Source organism: Variovorax defluvii (genome assembly GCF_039541515.1).
GTDB lineage: Bacteria > Pseudomonadota > Gammaproteobacteria > Burkholderiales > Burkholderiaceae_C > Variovorax > Variovorax defluvii.
In genome coordinates, this window is sequence record NZ_BAABGJ010000076.1 from 133434 (window position 1) to 152047 (window position 18614).

16 protein-coding genes are annotated in these 18614 nt (G+C 66.3%); 7 read left to right on the forward strand and 9 right to left on the reverse strand.

All coding sequences use genetic code 11. From position 1 onward, the window contains the following. The first annotated feature begins 3 nt into the window (after window positions 1-3). The 5 genes from ABEA07_RS21005 (at window position 4) to ABEA07_RS21025 (ending at window position 7412) form a co-directional block, all read left to right on the forward strand. On the forward strand, window positions 4-1521 hold the full coding sequence (locus tag ABEA07_RS21005) for a sigma-54-dependent transcriptional regulator (RefSeq protein ID WP_345540273.1): 1518 nt from the start codon (window positions 4-6) through the stop codon (window positions 1519-1521). Further along, the gene (ampD, locus tag ABEA07_RS21010) at window positions 1499-2104 is read left to right on the forward strand and encodes a 1,6-anhydro-N-acetylmuramyl-L-alanine amidase AmpD (protein WP_345540274.1); all 606 of its coding nucleotides are present in this window, start codon (window positions 1499-1501) and stop codon (window positions 2102-2104) included. Before ABEA07_RS21005 ends, ampD begins: the two co-directional genes overlap by 23 nt. Window positions 2105-2452: 348 nt before the next feature. Continuing rightward, the gene (locus ABEA07_RS21015) at window positions 2453-5374 is read left to right on the forward strand and encodes a ribonucleoside-diphosphate reductase subunit alpha (RefSeq protein WP_345540275.1); all 2922 of its coding nucleotides are present in this window, start codon (window positions 2453-2455) and stop codon (window positions 5372-5374) included. 150 nt (window positions 5375-5524) lie between these two features. After that, window positions 5525-6769 (forward strand): ribonucleotide-diphosphate reductase subunit beta, encoded by a 1245-nt coding sequence (locus tag ABEA07_RS21020; RefSeq protein WP_345540276.1) that lies wholly within the window; start codon window positions 5525-5527, stop codon window positions 6767-6769. Between the two features lie 196 nt (window positions 6770-6965). After that, window positions 6966-7412, forward strand: coding sequence for a histone H1-like DNA-binding protein (locus ABEA07_RS21025; RefSeq protein ID WP_345540278.1), 447 nt, complete (start codon window positions 6966-6968; stop codon window positions 7410-7412). A gap of 66 nt (window positions 7413-7478) precedes the next feature. On the opposite strand, the gene ABEA07_RS21030 is transcribed toward ABEA07_RS21025, so the two are convergent. The 7 genes from ABEA07_RS21030 to ABEA07_RS21060 form a co-directional block, all read right to left on the reverse strand. Continuing rightward, window positions 7479-8387, reverse strand: a complete 909-nt coding sequence (locus ABEA07_RS21030; RefSeq protein ID WP_345540279.1) for a carbohydrate kinase family protein — start codon at window positions 8385-8387, stop codon at window positions 7479-7481. A 65-nt stretch (window positions 8388-8452) separates the two neighbouring features. Continuing rightward, window positions 8453-9769, reverse strand: coding sequence for a DUF3426 domain-containing protein (locus ABEA07_RS21035; RefSeq protein ID WP_345540280.1), 1317 nt, complete (start codon window positions 9767-9769; stop codon window positions 8453-8455). Between the two features lie 43 nt (window positions 9770-9812). After that, window positions 9813-10697, reverse strand: a complete 885-nt coding sequence (gene prmA, locus ABEA07_RS21040; RefSeq protein WP_345540282.1) for a 50S ribosomal protein L11 methyltransferase — start codon at window positions 10695-10697, stop codon at window positions 9813-9815. A gap of 13 nt (window positions 10698-10710) precedes the next feature. Beyond that, the gene (gene accC / locus ABEA07_RS21045) at window positions 10711-12060 is read right to left on the reverse strand and encodes an acetyl-CoA carboxylase biotin carboxylase subunit (RefSeq protein ID WP_345540283.1); all 1350 of its coding nucleotides are present in this window, start codon (window positions 12058-12060) and stop codon (window positions 10711-10713) included. 2 nt (window positions 12061-12062) lie between these two features. Beyond that, a complete protein-coding gene (gene accB, locus ABEA07_RS21050) occupies window positions 12063-12530 on the reverse strand; it encodes an acetyl-CoA carboxylase biotin carboxyl carrier protein (RefSeq protein ID WP_345540284.1) in 468 nt (155 codons plus the stop codon). 114 nt (window positions 12531-12644) lie between these two features. Next, window positions 12645-13175 carry a TlpA family protein disulfide reductase gene (locus ABEA07_RS21055; RefSeq protein WP_345540285.1) on the reverse strand — a complete coding sequence of 177 codons (531 nt, stop codon included), beginning with the start codon at window positions 13173-13175 and terminating at the stop codon, window positions 12645-12647. After that, window positions 13172-13765 carry a hypothetical protein gene (locus ABEA07_RS21060; protein ID WP_345540286.1) on the reverse strand — a complete coding sequence of 198 codons (594 nt, stop codon included), beginning with the start codon at window positions 13763-13765 and terminating at the stop codon, window positions 13172-13174. Before ABEA07_RS21060 ends, ABEA07_RS21055 begins: the two co-directional genes overlap by 4 nt. 67 nt (window positions 13766-13832) lie before the next feature. On the opposite strand from ABEA07_RS21060, the gene mpl reads away from it, so the two are divergent. Together mpl and ABEA07_RS21070 are read left to right on the forward strand one after the other, a co-directional pair. Then, complete coding sequence (mpl, locus tag ABEA07_RS21065) at window positions 13833-15236, forward strand: UDP-N-acetylmuramate:L-alanyl-gamma-D-glutamyl-meso-diaminopimelate ligase (protein WP_345540287.1); 1404 nt, start codon at window positions 13833-13835, stop codon at window positions 15234-15236. A gap of 7 nt (window positions 15237-15243) precedes the next feature. Further along, a complete protein-coding gene (locus ABEA07_RS21070; RefSeq protein ID WP_345540289.1) occupies window positions 15244-15744 on the forward strand; it encodes a cupin domain-containing protein in 501 nt (166 codons plus the stop codon). 6 nt (window positions 15745-15750) lie between these two features. On the opposite strand, the gene ABEA07_RS21075 is transcribed toward ABEA07_RS21070, so the two are convergent. Together ABEA07_RS21075 and tldD are read right to left on the reverse strand one after the other, a co-directional pair. After that, window positions 15751-16869: a 3-deoxy-7-phosphoheptulonate synthase gene (locus ABEA07_RS21075; RefSeq protein WP_345540290.1), complete on the reverse strand. Its 1119-nt coding sequence runs from the start codon at window positions 16867-16869 to the stop codon at window positions 15751-15753. A 191-nt stretch (window positions 16870-17060) separates the two neighbouring features. Continuing rightward, window positions 17061-18521 carry a metalloprotease TldD gene (gene tldD, locus ABEA07_RS21080; protein WP_345540291.1) on the reverse strand — a complete coding sequence of 487 codons (1461 nt, stop codon included), beginning with the start codon at window positions 18519-18521 and terminating at the stop codon, window positions 17061-17063. Window positions 18522-18614 lie beyond the last annotated feature (93 nt).

Here is an 18614-nt window from a genome sequence, read left to right on the forward strand (position 1 = left end):
GCCGTGAGCAGTTCCCATCCATCGGCGCCACGCCCCGCCCAGATCCTTGTCGTCGATGACGAGCCCGATCTGCGCACGCTGTATGAACTCACCTTGCTGCGAGAAGGCTATCGCGTCGAGGCCGCAGGAAGCGTCTCGGAGGCGCGCGAGCATCTGGATGCCGGACGCTTCGACGCCGTGATCACCGACATGCGCCTGCCCGACGGGCTGGGCCTGGAGATCCTGCAGCGCATCCAGCAGGATCAGCGCAGCGAGCGCTGCGTCGTGATGACGGCCTACGGCTCGGCCGAGAACGCGGTGGAGGCGCTGAAGGCCGGCGCCTTCGACTACCTGACCAAGCCGGTGGACCTCAAGCAGTTCCGCAGCGTGGTTGCATCGGCGGTCCAGGCGCAGGCCCAGGCGCCCGTGGCGGCACGTGCTGTGCGCTCCATCGAAGGCAACGACGGCAAGGCGGCAGCAAGCGCGGCGAACGATGCCGGGCAGGCCGCGCTGGAACGTCTTGTCGGCGACTCGGAGCCGATGCGCCTGGTCAAGGCCCGCATCGCCAAGGTGGCACGCGGCATGGCGCCTGTGCTGGTACGCGGCGAGTCCGGCACCGGCAAGGAACTGGTGGCGCGCGCGGTGCATGCGTGCAGCCAGCGCAGCGAGGGCCCCTTCGTGGCCGTCAACTGCGGCGCGATCCCGGAAAACCTCTTGGAGGCCGAGTTCTTCGGCGCGAGAAAAGGTTCCTATACCGGGTCCGCGCAGGATCGGGACGGTTATTTCCAGGCCGCGCGCAACGGCACGCTTTTCCTCGACGAGATCGGCGACCTGCCGCTGGCGATGCAGTCCAAGCTGCTGCGCGCGATCCAGGAACGCAGCGTGCGGCCGATCGGCTCGACCCAGGAAGACGCGGTCGACGTGCGCATCGTGAGCGCCACGCACAAGGATCTGCAGGCGGAGGTCCTGGCCGGACGTTTCCGCCAGGATCTGTTCTACCGGCTCAATGTGATCGAGATCGCGGTGCCGGCGCTGCGCGACCGCCGCGAGGACCTGCCGGCCCTGTGCGAGGCACTGCTGGCCCGCATCGCCCGCGATGCGGGCATGCCGGCGCCGACACTCTCGGCCGAGGTGCTGGAGCGGCTGTCGCGGCATCCCTTGCACGGCAACGTCCGTGAGCTGGAGAACCTTCTGCATCGCGCGGTCGCACTGAGCGATGGCGAAGTGCTGCACCTCGACATCGCCAGCCCTTCGTCCTCGACGGCGACAGCGACCGGGCCTGCTCCTGCACCGCCCGAAGCGCCAGCCGCCCCGCTGGTGCTCGTCAACCCCGCGGCGCCGGTCCCCAGCGACCTGCAAAGCTATCTCGACCAGCAGGAGCGCGAGATCCTGATTCGCGCGCTGCGCGAAAGCGGCTTCAACCGGACGGCAGCCGCGGCCCGATTGGGGCTGAGCCTGCGGCAGATCCGCTACCGCATCGCGCGCCTGGGCATCGCCACGCCAGGCGTGGATGACAGCCATGGCAACGGCGCCGACGAGTGAGGGCAGCGACGGCCTCTGGCAGGCCGGCTGGTACCGCTTCGCGCACGCCCTGCCTTCGCCGAACTTCGGCCCGCGGCCGGCGGGCGCGCAGATCGACCTGATCGTGCTGCACTCCATCAGCCTGCCACCGGGACGCTATGGCGGCGACGAGGTGCAGCAGCTCTTCACGAACCGCCTGGACTGGGATGCGCACCCGTACTTTCAGAGCATCCGCGGTCTGGAGGTGTCGGCCCATTTCTATGTGAGGCGCAACGGCGAGCTGTGGCAGTTCGTGAGCTGCGACGCTCGCGCCTGGCACGCAGGCGCGTCCGCCTGGCGCGGCCGCGCCAACTGCAATGACGATTCGATCGGCATCGAGCTCGAAGGGCAGGAGGGCGAGCCCTTCGAGGCTGCGCAATACGAGACCCTGGAGAGTCTTTGCCCCGCGATCGCCCAGCACTACCCGATCGCTTTCATCGCGGGCCATGAGCACATCGCGCCGGGCCGCAAGCAGGATCCGGGCAGCGGCTTCGACTGGCTCGCACTGCAGGCGCACTTGGGCTGGGACCGCACCATGTTCCCCGGTGCGGCAGTGCGCCGCTGAATTTTTTCAATCGCCGCGCGGCCCGTGATGCCGCTGCGCCGCGATCGCGGTATCGCCGACGTCCCGATCGACGATCCAGCAACCATGCGGCCTTCAGGCCCAAAAGCGCCCGCAGGGCGCGCGAGACGCGGCGAGCGCTAAGGTCATCCAGCAATGACGCGGCATCGGCCGCGACCCCGGGCGCGCCGCCCCTCGATGTAGGCGCATTGAATTACAAGGAAAACACTAGATCTAGTGGGTTGTAGCCCTTTTGGACCCCAGATATAGTGTCCCCCTGCCGCGCGCCTCATGCTGGGCAACCGGCTGATGCGGCGCAGCCCCTACAAGAAATTGCCAACAGAGGACCGAATGCAAACTGCCCTGAATCCATCCGCCGCGCCTCGCGCCTTCACCTCCTCCACTCTGCAATCGCACGACAAGGCGGGCTCTCCTGCCGGCAGCGCATTGGCCAACTACCAGATCATCCGCCGCAACGGCGCGGTGGTTCCCTTCGAGCCCAACAAGATCGCAATCGCGATGATGAAGGCCTTCCTCGCCGTGCACGGCACCCAGGGCGCGGCCTCCGCCAGCGTGCGCGAGACGGTCGACACCCTGACCCAGGGCGTGGTGCGCGCGATGCTGCGCTCGCGCCCCGGCGGCGGCACCTTCCACATCGAGGACGTGCAGGACCAGGTCGAACTCGGCCTGATGCGCGGCGGCCACCACGAGGTGGCGCGGGCCTACGTGCTGTACCGGGAGCGCCGTGCCCAGGAGCGCTCCAGGCAAGGCGAGCAGGCGGCACCGGCCGCCGCCCCCACGCTGCACGTGACCGACCGCGGCGAGCGCGTCGCACTGGACCTGAACGAGCTCAAGGCCCTGATCGAGTCCGCCTGCGCGGGCCTGGGCGAGAGCATCGCGGCCGGCCCGATCGTGGCTGAGACCATGCGCAACCTCTACGACGGCGTGCCGCTGGACGAGGTCTACAAGGCCTCCATCCTGGCCGCTCGTACACTGATCGAGAAGGACCCGGACTACACCTTCGCCACCGCCCGCCTGCTGCTGCACACGATCTTCAAGGAGATCATCGGCCGCGAAGTGCAGCCTGCCGAGCGCGCCGGTGTGTATGCCGACTACTTCCCGCAATTCATCAAGAAGGGCGTGGACAACGACCTGCTCGACGAGAAGCTGCTGCAGTTCGACCTCGCCCGCCTGGGCGCCGCGCTCAAGCCGGAGCGCGATCTGCAGTTCGACTACCTGGGCCTGCAGACCTTGTACGACCGCTACTTCCTGCACGTGCGCAAGACCCGCATCGAATTGCCGCAGGCCTTCTTCATGCGCGTGGCCATGGGCCTGGCGCTCAACGAGATCGACCGCGAGGCGCGCGCCATCGAGTTCTACGAGGTGCTGTCCTCCTTCGACTTCATGTCCAGCACGCCGACGCTGTTCAACAGCGGCACGCTGCGCTCGCAGCTGTCCAGCTGTTACCTCACGACCGTGCCGGACGACCTGGACGGCATCTACGAGTCGATCAAGGAAAACGCGCTGCTGTCGAAGTTCGCCGGCGGCCTGGGCAACGACTGGACCCGCGTGCGCGCGCTGGGCAGCCACATCAAGGGCACCAACGGCGAATCGCAGGGCGTGGTGCCCTTCCTCAAGGTGGTGAACGACACCGCCGTCGCCGTCAACCAGGGCGGCAAGCGCAAAGGCGCCGTCTGCACCTACCTGGAGACCTGGCACCTGGACATCGAGGAGTTCCTGGAGCTGCGCAAGAACACCGGCGACGACCGGCGCCGCACCCATGACATGAACACGGCCAACTGGATTCCCGACCTGTTCATGCGCAGGGTGATGGAAAAGGGCAACTGGACCCTGTTCTCGCCCTCCAGCGTGCCCGACCTGCACGACAAGTTCGGCGCCGAGTTCGAGGCTGCCTACGTCGCCTACGAAGAGAAGGCGGCGCGCGGCGACATCAAGCCCAGCAAGACGCTGCCGGCCACCGACCTGTGGCGCAAGATGCTGACCATGCTGTTCGAGACAGGCCATCCGTGGATCACCTTCAAGGACGCCTGCAACGTGCGCTCGCCCCAGCAGCATGCCGGCGTGGTTCATTCCTCGAACCTCTGCACCGAGATCACGCTCAACACCAGCGACACCGAAACGGCCGTCTGCAACCTGGGCTCGGTCAACCTGCTGCAGCACATCAAGGACGGCAAGATCGACCAGGAAAAGCTGCAGCGTACCGTCGCGACCGCGATGCGGATGCTCGACAACGTGATCGACATCAACTACTACGCCGTCAAGAAGGCGCGCGACTCCAACCTGCGCCACCGCCCGGTCGGCCTGGGCCTGATGGGCTTCCAGGACGCGCTGTACGAACTGCGCATCCCCTACGCCTCGCAGGAGGCGGTGCAGTTTGCCGACGCATCGATGGAAGCCATCTGCTACCACGCCTACTGGGCCTCGACCGAGCTGGCGCGCGAGCGCGGCAAGTACTCGAGCTATAAGGGCTCGCTGTGGGACAAGGGCGTGCTGCCGCCCGACACGCTGGACCTGCTGGCGCAGGCGCGCGGCGGCTACGTCGAAGTGGACCGCTCGTCCACCCTGGACTGGGACGCGCTGCGCCAGAAGGTCCGGGCCGACGGCATGCGCAACTCCAATTGCGTCGCCATCGCCCCGACCGCCACCATCTCGAACATCATCGGCGTGGATGCTTCCATCGAGCCCTGCTTCGGCAATCTCTCGGTCAAGTCGAATCTCTCCGGCGAGTTCACCGTCATCAACCACTACCTGGTGCGCGACCTCAAGCGACTGGGCCTGTGGGACGACGTGATGGTGATGGACCTCAAGCACTTCGATGGTTCGCTGCGCCCGATCGACCGCGTGCCGCAGGACATCAAGGCACTCTACGCCACCGCTTTCGAGATCGAGACCACGTGGCTGGTGGAGGCCGCCGCGCGCCGCCAGAAATGGATCGACCAGGCGCAGTCGCTCAACATCTACATGGCGGGCGCCTCGGGCAAGAAGCTGGACGACACCTACAAACTCGCCTGGCTGCGCGGCCTGAAGACCACCTATTACCTGCGCACGCAGAGCGCCACGCATGCAGAGAAGTCGACCGTGCAATCGGGCCGGCTCAACGCGGTGTCCTCTGGCGCGAGCGACAGGCCGTCGTCGGGCATGAGCGCACTCGAGGCGGCAGCCGCAGCCGCGCAAGCACAACTCAACGCGATCCCTGCGACCGACATCGCCTTCTGCGGCGTCGACGATCCGACATGCGAAGCGTGCCAGTGATGTCGGCCTGAAGTTGCAGCGATTCGCGGCATCGCCCGACAGATGGCGATGCATGCGAACAACATAACGGCAACATAAATAGAGCGCGATGTGTTGGAGCACTTTGCAACTCACATCGTTGCTCACATAATTTGAGCATTGGATTTTTCTATGTTGACCTGGGACGAAGAAGTCAAGCCCTCCTTGCCAAATACGCAACAAGGATCCCGGCATTCATCGGACAGCGGCGCGCAAGCCGGCCGCTCGGTGGAATTTCCGACTTCGCAAACAGCCCCCGCCCTCGCCGCGTTCTCCGGCACGCCCGCCAGCACCGTCACCCGCAAGCCCGACGACAGCGCTGCACCGCGCACGCAGCAACCTACGCCCGCTGCGACGACGCGGCGCGTCAAGGCAGCGGACAAGCGCATCATCAACGGCCAGACCGACGTCAATCAGCTGGTCCCGTTCAAGTACAAGTGGGCCTGGGAGAAGTACCTGGCCACCTGCGCCAATCACTGGATGCCGCAGGAAGTGAACATGACGCGCGACATCGCGCTCTGGAAAGACCCGAACGGCCTGTCGGAAGACGAGCGCCGCATCGTCAAGCGCAATCTCGGCTTCTTCGTGACGGCCGACTCGCTGGCCGCCAACAACATCGTGCTGGGCACCTATCGCCACATCACAGCACCCGAATGCCGCCAGTTTCTGCTGCGCCAGGCCTTCGAGGAAGCGATCCACACGCACGCCTACCAGTACATCGTCGAGTCACTGGGCCTGGACGAGAGCGAGATCTTCAACGCCTACAACGAGGTGCCGTCGATCCGCGAGAAGGACCAGTTCCTGATCCCCTTCATCGACGCCATCAGCGACCCGAACTTTCACACTGGCACGCTCGAGAACGACCAGAAGCTCCTCAAGTCGCTGATCGTCTTCGCCTGCCTGATGGAAGGCCTGTTCTTCTACGTCGGCTTCACGCAGATCCTGGCGCTGGGCCGCCAGAACAAGATGACCGGCGCGGCCGAACAGTACCAGTACATCCTGCGCGACGAGTCGATGCACTGCAATTTCGGCATCGACATGATCAACCAGCTCAAGCTCGAGAACCCCCATCTCTGGACGGCCGAGTTCAAGGCGGAGATCAAGGCGCTTTTCCTGAAGGCGGTCGAACTCGAATACCGCTACGCCGAGGACACCATGCCGCGCGGCGTGCTCGGCATGAACGCCTCCATGTTCAAGGGCTACCTGCGCTACATCGCCAACCGGCGTGCACAGCAGATCGGCCTCGAAACGCTCTTCCCGAACGAAGAAAATCCCTTCCCGTGGATGAGCGAAATGATTGACTTGAAGAAGGAGCGCAACTTCTTCGAAACCCGCGTGATCGAGTACCAATCGGGTGGTGCGCTCTCCTGGGATTGAATTGTTCCGATAAGCACAAAGTGAATTCAAGAATAGCTCTCGCCGTCGGCACGCACCGGAGAGTGCCGCGACGGTAAGGGTGCAGGTGTTCATGGCGCTGGATGTGGATCCAACGCCATGAATCGCTTCACGCTACCAACATGCGTGGAGTGCTTCGAAGGTTGATTTTTTCAACTTGAATCAGGAGAAAAGAGAAATGGCAACTGCAAAGAAAGCGCCGGCCAAGAAAGCCGCTGCAAAGAAGGCGCCGGCCAAGAAGGTCGCAGCCAAGAAGGCTCCGGCCAAGAAGGTCGTAGCGAAGAAGGCCCCTGCCAAGAAGGTAGCGGCGAAGAAGGCGCCGGCCAAGAAGGCCCCCGCCAAGAAGGTAGCGGCGAAGAAGGCGCCGGCCAAGAAGGCTGCGGCCAAGAAGGCTCCTGCCAAGAAGGCCGCCGCCAAGAAGGCGCCGGCGAAGAAGGCTGCCGCCAAGAAGACGACGGCGAAGAAGGCGCCTGCCAAGAAGACCGCCGCCAAGAAGGCTGCGAAAAAGCCTGCTGCCAAGAAGGCTGCGAAGGCTGCCCCTGCTGCCGCTGCGCCTGCGCCTGCTGCCCAGACGACGCTGAATCCGCAGGCAGCCTGGCCCTTCCCCACGGCCAGCAAGCCCTGAGTCGCTCAGCGCCCAAAAGGCAAAAAGCCCGGCACTCACGTGCCGGGCTTTTTTTTGTTCCTCGCTTTATTCGCCGAGTCCGAGTGCCTGGCGGTCCACCTGGTAGTTCTGCGGGCCGCGCTGCGCGATCTTGAGCGCACCGAGTCGGTTGCCGAGGGCTGCGCAGCGCGTGAGCGACCAACCCTGCTCCAGCCCGTATAGCAGCGCGCCACGCCACGCGTCACCACAGCCCGTCGGCTCGACCACCGCGGTAGGCTTGATCGCCGGCACGTGCTCGCGGTCTCCTTCGCTCCAGACCTCGCAACCCTCGGCGGCCAGGGTGACGATCAGGCCCTGGACATGCTTCGAGAGTTCGGCCAGGCTCCAGCCGGTGCGCAGCGACAGCATCTTTGCTTCGTAGTCGTTGACGACCACCCAGTTCGCGAGTTCGACGAAACGCCGGAGTTCCTCGCCGTCGAACATAGGCAAGCCCTGGCCCGGATCGAAGACAAAGGGAATGCCGGCCGCCTTGAACTGTTCGGCATGCTGGAGCATCGCATCGCGGCCGTCGGGCGCGATGATGCCGAGCCGTATATCGTCGCGTGCCACCACGCGCGTGATGTGCGCCTGCTGCATCGCACCGGGATGGAAGGCCGTGATCTGGTTGTTGTCGCGGTCGTTCATGATCATCGCCTGCGCGGTGAAGCTGTCATCGACCTGCTTCACGAACTCCGTGCTGATGCCGAGCGAGCGCAAACGCTCCAGGTAGTCGCTGCCGTCGGTGCCCACCGTGGCCATCGGCAGCGCCCGGCCCCCCAGCGCATTCAGGCTGTAGGCGATGTTTCCCGCGCAGCCACCGAAATCGCGCCGAAGGCCAGGCACCAGGAAGGACACATTCAGGATGTGCAGTTGGTCGGGCAGGATCTGATCGGCGAACCGGCCCTCGAAAGTCATGATCGTGTCGAATGCCAGAGAGCCGCAAATCACTGTTGCCATGTTGAAACCACAGGTTGGATTGAGAACAAGAAAACCAGAAAGACAAGACTAAAGCGGTGCCTTCTTCAGGGATAGAAGGCCAGGAGATGGAAGCCCGCCACCGGTGGCAACGCCGCAGCCTCGGGCCCGAGCGCGATCGGCAGCGCGGCCGCGCGCTCTGCGCGCGGCGGCAGCACGGCAGGTGCACCGAACTCGGCCGGCGCGAGCACGCGCCGCACCACCGCCCGCTCCTGCGTGTCGAGCAGCGACAGTTCGATGGCCGGCATCGCCAGCGGCACGGCCGCCCCGTTGCGCAGGGTGAAGCTGAGCCTGTACGTATCGCCGTTCTTCTCGCGGGCGAAGGAGGCGCCGTCGATCGTGATGTCTGCGATCTGCCGCAATGCCGAGAGCTGGCAGCCCGTCAGCCCGCACAACGCGGCCAGCACTGGCCGAAGCGAAGGCTGGCGTGCGAGGATCAGATCACGCTCCTGACGCAACACCTGCAGCACCAACAGGAGCGCAGCGAGTACGGCCACGATGAGCAGCGTACGCTGCCCCGTCAGGCGCGGCCAGAGGCCCGAGCTCTCATCCGATGTAGCGGCGAAGTGCGGCAACTGTTGCGGCGATTCGGGCGTGGGCTCGGCGTCGGGCTCCGCGGCCGTGAGCACCACCGGCGCCGACTGGCGCGCGGCGCGCTCTTCCTCGCGCGCCTTGGCCCGGGCGACCTTGGCGGACTTGGCGCGAGCCCGGCGCAGCGCCTTCTGCAATTGAACGTCGGCGTCCGCCGCCGGCGCTTCCGCCTCCACAGCCTCCTGGACAGGCCCGTCCATACCCGGTGACGCGGCACGTCGGATGGAAGACGCACCAGGCAGGCCCAGATCGATGGAAGGGAAAGGAGGAAAGGACGGGTACGGAGGCACGTGCGGCGTCATGGCCCCAGCCGAAGATGCTTCAGGCCAGGGATCGTAGGTGAGGATCCCGGCCAGCGACAGAGGATCGGGTTTGGAGGATGCGACGGCCGCAGGGGAAGGAGCAGGCGCATGGACCTCGGGCGATCCCGCCAGCGGTGTGTCGCGCTCTCGGTCGTGAAAGTCGGCCTCTGCCTCGCCCTGATGTGCGTCCGACCCGTCGGGAAGCGCGGGCTCCTCCCCGTTGGGCGGTGAGGACTGAGCCGGTGGCGATGGCTGCGTGGCCTGCGGCGGTGCAGGCGGCTCGGCCGCCGCGTCGTCCGGTATCTCCGCCTGGCGCGGAGCCGGCGTCTCGCCCGCTTCGTGCAGTTCGAGGGTCGCGTCGAAGACCTCGCTGCATCTTCCGCAGCGCACCCAGCCATCGGAGATGCGAAGCTGGTCTCTCACCACTTTGAATGTGGTGCCACAGGCGGGGCAGCGGGTGACCAGGCTCATGAGGCGCAGATTGTAGGGTTGCGACCTCCGGCCGAAGGGGCGCCTAGAAGCGTGCGGTCATCAGAATCCAGCCATCCTCGGTGTCGCTCACCTCGAGCGCGGCATAGGGCGCATAGGCCATCTTCAGTTCGTCGGCCTGCCGATCGAGAATGCCAGCCAGCACCAGCGAGCCGCCCGGCGCCACGTGCTCGCAAAGCAGCGGCGCCAGCACTTTGAGCGGGGTGGCGAGGATGTTCGCCAGCACGACGTCGTAGCGCCCCTGCGCCAGTTCGCTCACGCCAGCTGTCAGTTGCACGCCGTTGGCCTCGGCGTTGAGCCTGGTCGCATCGACGGCGGACTCGTCGATGTCGACAGCGACGATCTCCGAAGCGCCGAACTTGGCGGCGCCGATGGCCAGGATGCCGGAGCCGCAGCCGTAGTCCAGCACGCGCCGGTCATCGATGCGCCCTTGGGAGGCAATCCATCGCAGGCACATGCGCGTGGTCGGATGCGTGCCGGTACCGAATGCCAGCCCCGGGTCCAGCCGGATCACCTGCCGCGCCCCGGCCGGCGGCTCGTGCCAGGTCGGCACGATCCAAAACGACGGCGTGATCTCCACGGGCGCGAACTGCGACTGCGTCAGCCGCACCCAGTCCTGCTCCGGCACGTCGACCAGGCCCAACGTGGTGCAGCCTTCGAAGAAGTCCTGCGCCGCCAGCACCGTCGCGGCTTCGCGCGCCTGCGTCTCGTCGGCGAACAGCGCGATCACGCGGGAACGCTGCCAGCCTTCCTTCGGCGGCGGCATGCCCGGTTCGCCGAAGAGCGCCTGCTCGGCGTCGGTCTGCGCATCGGCGTCCTCTACCGATACGCTCAGGGCGTCCAGCGCCTCGAGCGCGTCGCCGACCATCTCGACACGGTCTTCGGGAACCAGCAGGCGGAGTTCGAACATCAGGCAGGCCCGCTCAGCGCTTGTGGGCCGCGAGCCATTCCTCGAGGTAGTGGATGTTGGTGCCGCCGTTCACGAAGTTCGCGTCGACCATCAGTTCGCGATGCAGCGGGATGTTGGTCTGGATGCCCTCGACCACTGTCTCGTTGAGCGCCGTGCGCATGCGCGCCAGCGCCTGCTCGCGCGTGTCGCCGTGCACGATGATCTTGCCGATCATCGAGTCGTAGTTGGGCGGCACGAAGTAGTTCGTGTAGACGTGGGAGTCCACGCGCACACCCGGGCCGCCCGGCGGATGCCACATCGTGATGCGGCCCGGCGAGGGCGTGAACTTGAACGGATCCTCGGCGTTGACGCGGCACTCGATCGCATGGCCGCGCATCTCGATCTGGCGCTGGGTAAAGGGCAAGCGCTCGCCGGCGGCCACCATGATCTGCGTCTTCACGATGTCGATGCCGGTGGTGAACTCGGTGACCGGATGCTCCACCTGGACACGCGTGTTCATCTCGATGAAGTAGAACTCGCCGTTTTCATAGAGGAACTCGAAGGTGCCGGCGCCGCGGTAGCCGATCTTCTTGCATGCGGCCGCGCAGCGCTCCCCGATCTTCTCGATCAGCTTGCGCGGGATGCCCGGCGCGGGCGATTCCTCGATCACCTTCTGGTGGCGGCGCTGCATGGAGCAGTCGCGCTCGCCCAGGTAGACCGCGTTCTTGTGTTTGTCGGCCAGCACCTGGATCTCGATGTGGCGCGGGTTCTGGAGAAACTTCTCCATGTACACCGAGGGATTGTTGAAGGCCGCGCCGGCCTCCGCCTTGGTCATCTGGATGGCGTTGACCAAGGCTGCCTCGGTGTGGACCACGCGCATGCCGCGCCCGCCGCCGCCGCCGGCCGCCTTGATGATCACCGGGTAGCCGATGGCGCGCGCGATGCGCTTGTTGATCGCCGCGTCGTCGGACAGTTCGCCCTCCGAGCCGGGCACGCAGGGGACGCCCGCCTTGATCATGGCCTGCTTGGCCGAGACCTTGTCACCCATGATGCGGATCGACTCAGGCGTCGGGCCGATGAACTGGAAGCCGCTCTGCTCGACCCGCTCGGCGAAGTTGGCGTTCTCGCTCAGAAAGCCATAGCCAGGATGGATGGCCTCGGAATCGGTCACCTCGGCCGCCGAGATGATGGCCGGCATGTTCAGGTAGCTCTGTCCAGACGGCGCGGGGCCGATGCACACCGCCTCTTCGGCCAGCTTGACGTACTTGGCCTCGCGGTCGGCCTCCGAGTACACCATCACGGCCTTGATGCCCAGCTCGCTGCAGGCGCGCTGGATGCGCAAGGCGATCTCCCCGCGGTTCGCGACCAGTATCTTCTTGAACATGGTCACTCGATGATGAACAGCGGCTGGCCGTATTCGACCGCCTGGCCGTTTTCGCCGAGGATGTGGGTGACGGTGCCGGCCTTGTCGGCCTCGATTTCGTTGAGGATCTTCATCGCCTCGATGATGCAGAGGGTGTCCCCCTCCTTCACCTGGCTGCCGACTTCGACGAAGGCCGGCGCGCCGGGGCTGGAAGAACGGTAGAAGGTGCCGACCATCGGCGACTTGATGACGTGCCCGGCGGGCGCGGCTTCCACAGGCGGAACTGTGGGCTGTGTCGGCGCCGGTGCGCCGGCGGGTGCGGGGGCTGCGACGGCCGGCGCGGGCGCGGCGAGCGTCTGCACGTATTGCACAGGCGCGGCCATACCGCCTTTGACGATGCGGACCTTGCCTTCGGCTTCGGTGATCTCCAGTTCGGAAATATTCGATTCGGACACCAGGTCGATCAGTGTCTTGAGCTTGCGCAGATCCATGAGACTCCAGGCGCCGGCAACACCGGCTAAGAGGATTTAATTCGCGGGAAAATCGGTGTATTTCGGCGTTCCTTCGCCAAGTAACCGATGAGGGGACCGGATTCTATCCGCGAACTATGCACGCCGCCACGCTTGAAGATCGGTCGGCTCGATCTTGCCCATTTTACGTGCCGCAACGTGGCCCGAACGGTCGATAACGATGGTGAACGGCAGTCCTCCCGCAGTGTTCCCGAGCGCTTTGACCATCTCGGTTCCCTGGAGACCCGCCAAGCCGATGGGATAACTGACAGGCGTCTTGGCGAGAAACTTTCTCACGGCGCTGGGCTGGTCGATCGCCAGGCCGGCGACTTGCCAACCGTTGGAAGCGTTTTCGCGGAAGAAGGCGTCGATCATCGGCATCTCCTCAACGCAGGGCGGGCACCAGGTCGCCCAGAAATTCACGAGCAGGGGTTTGCCGCGCAATGCAGTCAAAGCCAGTTCGCCCCCCTCGGGCTTTTCGAACCGCTTGTCCCAGAACTCGCCGCCCAATTGCTGGCCACTCGCGTTGCCCTGACGCTGCCACATGGCGCCACCAAGGCCGGCGATCGCAGCCACCGCGGCCACGCTCCCATAGAGCCAGCCGCGACGCGTCGGCTTCGAAGTCATTCCGGGTCCTTTGCGATCAGCCGCCGCAACGCGGCCATATTGCCTCGAGGCACGCGGCCCTGGCTGTCGTGCTTCAGGGCGCCACGAAGATCATCCAGGTCGTAAACCAGCAGGTGGACGCCGATCTCCTCGCCCAACGTCCGGCTGGCGACGTGGATGCTCAGTGCCTCCACCTGCTCGCCGTGAAAACCGGTGACCATGCGCGGTTCGTAATCGACATGGTGGTCGATCAGCGCGATCTCGGCCGATTTCGGATCGTCGCAGAAGAGCTGAATGTAAATATCCGACAGCCGGGTTGCCGTACCGTGCCACACGGCGCCGCCGATGTGCGGGCGGAACTCGGCCATGTGTTCCATCCATTCGAGGGCCAGCACCCTCAGGGCATGGAGCTCTTTGGGTTGCGTGTCGGCACAGTACAGCTGGATGTAGTCCCGCACCTCGTGCTCGACCTCGTCGTTGTGCGGCAGCGGTGTGCGTGCCGGCAGGCCCAGGTCGCGCAACGCACGACGCTTGGCAGGACCATACTCCAGCCCCTCCTCGACGATGAGGCGCGCAGCTGCGGCGGCGATTTCCTGCTTGGGCACGTCCATCGGGCCATTGTGCCCAAAGGAAGGCGCCCGCAGAAGATCGACCCTCGGGCGTCCCTAGAATCGACCGATGCACATTCACATCCTCGGCATCTGCGGGACCTTCATGGGCGGCCTCGCGGCGCTGGCGCGCGAAGCCGGCCACCGGGTGACCGGCTGCGATGCCGGCGTCTATCCCCCGATGAGCGACCAGCTGCGCGCGCTCGGCATCGAGCTGATCGAAGGCTACGGCGCCGACCAGATGGCGCTCGCGCCCGATGTCTTCGTCATCGGCAACGTGGTCTCGCGCGCCCGGCTCGCCGACGGAACACCCAAGTTCCCGCTGATGGAGGCCATCCTCGACGCAGGCGCCAGCTACACCAGCGGCCCGCAGTGGCTGGCCGAACAGGTGCTCCAGGGCCGCCACGTGCTGGCCGTCGCTGGCACGCACGGCAAGACCACCACCACGTCGATGCTGGCCTGGATCCTCGAGCGCGCAGGGCGGGCGCCGGGCTTCCTGGTGGGCGGCGTGCCACTGGACTTCGGCGTCTCGGCGAGGCTCGGCGCCGGGGCGCAGAGGCTCTTCGTGATCGAGGCCGACGAGTACGACACTGCCTTCTTCGACAAGCGCAGCAAGTTCGTCCACTATCGGCCACGCACCGCGGTGCTCAACAACCTGGAGTTCGACCACGCCGACATCTTCGAGAGCCTGGCGGCGATCGAGCGGCAGTTCCATCATCTGGTGCGCACGGTGCCGGCCAGCGGTCGCGTGGTCGTCAACGCGACCGAGGACAGCCTGCAGCGCGTGCTGGCCCAAGGCTGCTGGAGCGAACTGGCACGCTTCGGGGGCCACGGCGAGTGGCAGGCGCAAGGGTCGCACGACGCCTTCGACGTGCTGCGGCAAGGCCAGGTGGTCGGCCGCGTCGAATGGCCGCTCTCGGGCCTGCACAACCAGATGAATGCGCTGGCCGCGATCGCTGCGGCCGAGCACGTGGGCGTGGCGCCGACCGAAGCGGCGGTGGCGCTGGGGAGCTTTCGCAACGTGCGCCGCCGTATGGAGTTGCGCGGCACAGTGCAGCGGCCCGGCGGGGCCATCACCGTCTACGACGACTTCGCCCACCATCCGACCGCCATCCACACCACGCTCGAGGGGCTGCGCAAGAAGCTCGACGCCGACGGCCGGCGCAGCGAACGCATCCTGGCTGCCTTCGAGCCGCGCAGCAACACCATGAAGCTGGGCACCATGGCCGCCCAGTTGCCGTGGAGCCTGGAGCAGGCCAATCTCGCCTTCTGCCACAGCGGCGGCCTGGACTGGGACGCCGCGGCCGCACTGGCCCCGATGGGCGAGCGGGCCCGGATGGCCGGCGCGATCGAGCCGCTGGTGGCGCAGATCGTGGCGGCCGCACGGTCGGGCGATCACATCGTCTGCATGAGCAACGGCGGCTTCGGCGGCATCCACGAGAAGCTACTCTCCGCTCTGCGCGCGGCACAATAGCCCTCCCATGCGCGCGCAAGAGCTCATCGAGACCCTGCAGTTGGCGCCTCATCCCGAGGGCGGCTGGTATCGCGAGCTGTTCCGCTCGAGCGCGCAGGTCTCCCCGGGCGACGGCCGGCCGGTGCGCCAGGCGCTGACCACCATCTATTTCCTGCTGGAAGCGGGCCAGCATTCACGCTGGCACCGCGTGCTCTCCGACGAAGTCTGGGTTCATCTCGAAGGCGCCCCGCTGTCGCTGTGGACCAGCGACGCCGCGCTGCGCACTCCGCCTGCGCATATTCGCCTGGGGCCGGTGGACGTGCACGGCACGCATCCGCAGCACACCGTCGCGGCGGGCCGCTGGCAGGCCGCCAGACCGCTGCTGACGCCGGGCAGTGCCGACTACTCGCTCGTCCACTGCACGGTCGGGCCCGGCTTCGACTTCAGCGACTTCGCGTTCATGCAGCCCGACGGTGAAGAGGCGGCGCTGTTGCGGCACCACTGGCCCGCGCTCGCCGACCTCATCTGACGGCGCTCAGCCGCGGCGCACCTTGACGGCCTGCGACAGCAGCGCCAGCACGTCGCTCGAATCCTCCCAGCCCAGGCAGGCATCGGTGATGCTCTTGCCGTATTCCAGATGGGCGACCTTGTCCTTGCCGGGACTGAACTTCTGCGCGCCGGGTTGCAGGTGGCTTTCCACCATCAGGCCGAAGACGCTGCGGTTGCCGTGCGCGATCTGGCCGGCGATGTCCTTGGCCACCTCGATCTGGCGCTGGTGCTGCTTGCTGCTGTTGGCATGGCTGCAGTCCACCATCAGCGTTGGCTGCAGCTTGGCGGCCTCCAGCTCCTTGCACGCCGCCGCCACACTCGCGGCGTCGTAGTTGGGCGCCTTGCCGCCACGCAGGATCACGTGGCAGTCCTTGTTGCCGTTGGTCTGCACGATGGCGACCTGGCCGTTCTTGTGCACCGACAGGAAGTGGTGGCCGCGCGCGGCCGCCTGGATCGCATCGGTGGCGATGCGGATGTTGCCATCGGTGCCGTTCTTGAAGCCGATGGGCGCCGACAGGCCCGAGGCGAGCTCGCGGTGCACCTGGCTTTCAGTGGTGCGGGCACCGATCGCACCCCAGGAGATCAGGTCCCCGATGTACTGCGGCGAGATCACGTCGAGGAACTCGCTGCCCGCCGGCAGGCCCATCCGGTTGATGTCGATCAGGAGTTGGCGCGCGATGCGCAAGCCTTCGTCGATGCGGTAGGTCTCGTCGAGATACGGGTCGTTGATGAGCCCCTTCCAGCCCACGGTGGTGCGCGGCTTCTCGAAGTAGACCCGCATCACGATCTCGAGCGTGCCGGCGTACTTCTCGCGCTCGGCCTTGAGGCGGCGGGCGTATTCGAGCGCGGCGGCCGGGTCGTGGATCGAGCAGGGGCCCATCACCACGAGCAGGCGGTCGTCCTTGCCGGCCATGATGTGGCGGATGGCGCGGCGGGTGCCCGTGATGAGCGTCTCGACTGCAGTTCCGCGGATCGGGAAGAAGCGAATGAGATGTTCTGGCGGGGGGAGCACGGTGATGTCCTTGATGCGTTCGTCGTCGGTCCGGCTGGTTTTCTCGACGCTCGCATACCAGTTCTCGCTGGCGGGGGCATTACTCGGGCTCATGGTCGTTCCTTCAGGAGATAAAAATCATCGGGGCATAAAAAAACCGCCGGGGCTCGGGGCGCCGGCGGTTCTGGGAGGGGTGTTCAGTGTGCTTTACGCGCTCGCCTCTCGTCCGCCGGAGTCCGGGAACCAAAAGTACGAAAAGAAAAACGCAAAGCGCGACATGGGCTGCGAATGTAGCACAGGAGACGTCAGGCGGTGCCGCCGACGGTCAATCCATCGATGCGCAAGGTGGGCTGGCCGACGCCCACCGGCACGCTCTGGCCTTCCTTGCCGCAGGTGCCCACGCCCGAATCGAGCGCCATGTCGTTGCCGATCATGGTCACGCGCGTGAGCGCATCGGGCCCGTTGCCGACCAGCGTCGCGCCCTTCACCGGGTACTGGATCTTGCCGTTCTCCACCCAGTAGGCCTCGCTGGCCGAGAACACGAACTTGCCGCTGGTGATGTCGACCTGGCCGCCACCGAAGTTGGTGGCATAGAGCCCCTTCTTGATGCTGGCCACGATCTCCGCGGGCTCCTTGTCGCCGCCCAGCATGTAGGTGTTGGTCATGCGCGGCATCGGCACGTGCGCATAGCTCTCGCGGCGGCCGTTGCCGGTCGGCTTGACCTTCATCAGGCGGGCGTTGAGTGCATCCTGGATGTAGCCCTTGAGGATGCCGTCTTCGATCAGCACGTTGCGCTGCGTCGCATTGCCTTCGTCGTCCACGTTGAGGGAGCCGCGGCGGTCGGCGATGGTGCCGTCGTCCAGCACGGTCACGCCCTTGGCCGCCACGCGCTCGCCGATGCGTCCGGAGAACGCACTCGAGCCCTTGCGGTTGAAGTCGCCCTCCAGCCCGTGGCCGATGGCTTCGTGCAGCAGGATGCCGGGCCAGCCGGGGCCGAGGACCACCGTCATCTCGCCCGCGGGCGCGGGCCGCGAATCCAGATTGGTGAGCGCCTGCTGGACCGCCTGGTCGACAAACTCCGCGATCCGCGCATCGTCGAAGTAGGCCAGCCCGAAGCGCCCGCCGCCGCCGCCGGCGCCCATCTCGCGCCGGCCGTTCTGTTCAGCGATCACCGTGACCGACAGACGCACCAGCGGCCGCACGTCGGCCGCCAGCGTGCCATCCGCGCGCGCGACCAGCACTACGTCGTACTCGCTCGCCAGGCCGGCCATGACCTGCGCAACCCGCGGATCGCGGGAGCGCGCGAGCTTTTCGACCTTGCCGAGCAGTTCGACCTTGGCGGCGCTGTCCAGCGTGGCAATGGGATCGATGCCGTGATAGAGCGAGCGGCTGGTCGCGACCTTGCGTGCCGGTGCCTTGACCCGGCCGCTGCGTCCCGCGCTGGAGATGCTGCGCACGGTGCGCGCGGCGTCGATCAGCGAGGCCTCGGAAATGTCGTCCGAATAGGCGAAAGCGGTCTTCTCCCCGCTGACCGCGCGCACGCCCACGCCCTGGTCGATGCTGAAGCTGCCGGTCTTGACGATGCCCTCTTCCAGGCTCCAGCCCTCGCTGCGGGTGTACTGGAAATAGAGGTCGGCGTCGTCCACCTTGTGCGCGGTGATCTCCGCCAGGGCGCGCAGCAGGTGCGTTTCGTCCAGGCCGAAGGGTGCGAGGAGGAGCTGCTGCGCCGTGGCGAGGCGCTCGATGGTGGGTTCGGTGGAGATCATCGAAAGATTTTAGGCTCGCCCCCAGGCTGCGCGCACTTCGTGTCGCTTCGCCAACCCCCTACCGGGGGCAACGCCAGCGGCCCGGCAAAGCCG

Excerpts from the sequence above, each read along its gene's own strand:
- ampD (WP_345540274.1), top strand. The coding sequence starts at position 1,499 with ATGGCAACGGCGCCGACGAGTGAGGGCAGCGACGGCCTCTGGCAGGCC.
- ABEA07_RS21075 (WP_345540290.1), bottom strand. The coding sequence starts at position 16,869 with ATGAGCCCGAGTAATGCCCCCGCCAGCGAGAACTGGTATGCGAGCGTC.
- accC (WP_345540283.1), bottom strand. The coding sequence starts at position 12,060 with ATGTTCAAGAAGATACTGGTCGCGAACCGCGGGGAGATCGCCTTGCGC.
- ABEA07_RS21020 (WP_345540276.1), top strand. The coding sequence starts at position 5,525 with ATGTTGACCTGGGACGAAGAAGTCAAGCCCTCCTTGCCAAATACGCAA.
- ABEA07_RS21070 (WP_345540289.1), top strand. The coding sequence starts at position 15,244 with ATGCGCGCGCAAGAGCTCATCGAGACCCTGCAGTTGGCGCCTCATCCC.
- tldD (WP_345540291.1), bottom strand. The coding sequence starts at position 18,521 with ATGATCTCCACCGAACCCACCATCGAGCGCCTCGCCACGGCGCAGCAG.
- prmA (WP_345540282.1), bottom strand. The coding sequence starts at position 10,697 with ATGTTCGAACTCCGCCTGCTGGTTCCCGAAGACCGTGTCGAGATGGTC.
- ABEA07_RS21030 (WP_345540279.1), bottom strand. The coding sequence starts at position 8,387 with ATGGCAACAGTGATTTGCGGCTCTCTGGCATTCGACACGATCATGACT.
- ABEA07_RS21035 (WP_345540280.1), bottom strand. The coding sequence starts at position 9,769 with ATGAGCCTGGTCACCCGCTGCCCCGCCTGTGGCACCACATTCAAAGTG.
- ABEA07_RS21055 (WP_345540285.1), bottom strand. The coding sequence starts at position 13,175 with ATGACTTCGAAGCCGACGCGTCGCGGCTGGCTCTATGGGAGCGTGGCC.
- accB (WP_345540284.1), bottom strand. The coding sequence starts at position 12,530 with ATGGATCTGCGCAAGCTCAAGACACTGATCGACCTGGTGTCCGAATCG.
- mpl (WP_345540287.1), top strand. The coding sequence starts at position 13,833 with ATGCACATTCACATCCTCGGCATCTGCGGGACCTTCATGGGCGGCCTC.
- ABEA07_RS21015 (WP_345540275.1), top strand. The coding sequence starts at position 2,453 with ATGCAAACTGCCCTGAATCCATCCGCCGCGCCTCGCGCCTTCACCTCC.
- ABEA07_RS21025 (WP_345540278.1), top strand. The coding sequence starts at position 6,966 with ATGGCAACTGCAAAGAAAGCGCCGGCCAAGAAAGCCGCTGCAAAGAAG.
- ABEA07_RS21060 (WP_345540286.1), bottom strand. The coding sequence starts at position 13,765 with ATGGACGTGCCCAAGCAGGAAATCGCCGCCGCAGCTGCGCGCCTCATC.